The sequence below is a fragment of the Endozoicomonas sp. SESOKO2 genome, assembly GCF_024606245.1.
In the GTDB taxonomy this organism is placed as follows: Bacteria; Pseudomonadota; Gammaproteobacteria; order Pseudomonadales; family Endozoicomonadaceae; genus Endozoicomonas_A.
Map to the genome: position 1 here is coordinate 1 of NZ_JAHHPQ010000064.1, position 1,710 is coordinate 1,710.

Consider the following 1,710-nt stretch of genomic DNA (forward strand, 5'->3'; position numbering starts at 1 on the left):
TCTGAGTACTGAATAAAGTACCCGTCCAGGAATTGATCGTATTGTCTTTTGTCAGCCAGAACGGCGGTTTGTAGGGATGGGCTTCCAAATCGCCGTTATCAAATGCAGACCTTGGGTGAAGATAGTACTTCTGTGCGGAAGCCTCTTTTATTGGAAAACTGTCGAACCCTTCAAAGCGGTCTTTGAACTTCACTTTCATCTGCAAAGGATTTGCTTGACTCAGTTCATTCGTTTCTCCTTTCAGATGAATGTCGAACCATCGGTAGACGTTATTCCAGACCCTGTCTTCACCAATGCCCAGCAGGGAAGGCAGCAGCTCGGCTGTGGCATGGGATCCGGTCAGCAGGTCCATATGTTTGGGAGTGCTTAGCTGGCTAAACATCTCAAGCAGAGAGTTTGGCTGGAAGAGGTTATCGCCATAAGCTTTGGCAAGATAGACGGCGGTATTATTTTGATTCAGCAGCTCGACATAGTTGATCGGGGATCTTTCTTCTGCCCACTCTATAACGGCTGGTAACTGATCCAGCTTCTGGTTTTTAATGATGTCCCAGTTTTCAGCAATGACCGGCTCAGGGTTGCCTATGAGGTCGGCCGTCAAAGTGAGTATTTCTCCCCAGGCCAGTCTGGGGGTTTGATTACCGTAAAGTGCTTCCAGCAGGCTTCCCCAGCTGCTCATGGCGGCAACGGCTTTGACCCGTTCATCATGAGCTGCTCCGATCAGGCTGATACCTGAGCCGTAAGAGATACCAGCGGTACCAATAGCATTGGGATTTACAGGGTAATTATTGAGAAGAAAATCAATCACCTGACTGTAGTCGGCAATATCCTGAGGGCCAGCCGTATCTATTCGTCCGGTAGACTTGCCAAAGCCCCGGGTAGAATAGCTAAGAACGATATACCCCCGTTCAGCGAGCGCTGCAGCCTGCTGCAGGTACTGGTACTCATTCATCCCCCAACTATTAATAAATACGACAGCGGGGGCGGACCCGCTTAGTGAGGTGGGAACAAAGATATTAGCAGTCAGTTCTGTACCATCATTGGTCAGAATGACAATATCATCATCGGTGGTGTAGCGGTCAGACTCTGGAAATTGTCCATTGTTCAGCAATCCGGCAGCAAACTGAAACAGTGGCTGTTCGGATGCGAGGGAATGGAGTGGGAAGAGAGACAGTGCCAGATTGAGAACCAGCAGCTTAACTAGCCGTTTCGACATTGAGTTACCTTTTTTATTATTTTTATGTTGTTTCACCCACAATTGAATCTTGACGATTGTCATTGTGTTTCAAAAGGGTGCAATGTGATCATACACAGGTTTTAAGTGAGTGTGTATTAACTTGTGGGTGTTTCAGGCAAAAGATGACAAACAGTTTACAGAAACTGAAATGAAGGCCTACCGGTTTAAACGCGAGAAGGTTCAACTGGAAAAAACATACTTTTCCCGCTTCACCTGTCTTGGAGCAAAACCCAACGCTGTCAGTTCTGCGGATGCGTCGTCAATCATGGCAGGGTTGCCACACAAGTAAACGAGGTCTTTTTCCGGGGAAAGATTCAGTTGTGGGAACTGGTTCTGGAGATAACCCGGGTATTCGTTGGCGGAGGTGTCCAGTGACTTTTCTCTGCTGTAGCAGGCCCTGTATTCTATGGATCCGGATGAGTCAGCAAGATGCCGAAAATCCTGCTCGTAAATCATATCGGCCCTGTGTCTTACAC

2 protein-coding genes are annotated in these 1,710 nt (G+C 47.8%); both read right to left on the bottom strand.

Annotation, left to right across the window (positions count from 1 at the left end; genetic code table 11):
* A partial coding sequence (locus tag KDK17_RS01570; protein ID WP_257287192.1) for a CocE/NonD family hydrolase occupies nt 1-1,213 on the bottom strand: 1,213 nt, incomplete at its 3' end.
* A 201-nt stretch (nt 1,214-1,414) separates the two neighbouring features.
* On the bottom strand, nt 1,415-1,710 hold a 296-nt coding region (locus tag KDK17_RS01575), incomplete at its 5' end, for a hypothetical protein (protein WP_373691550.1).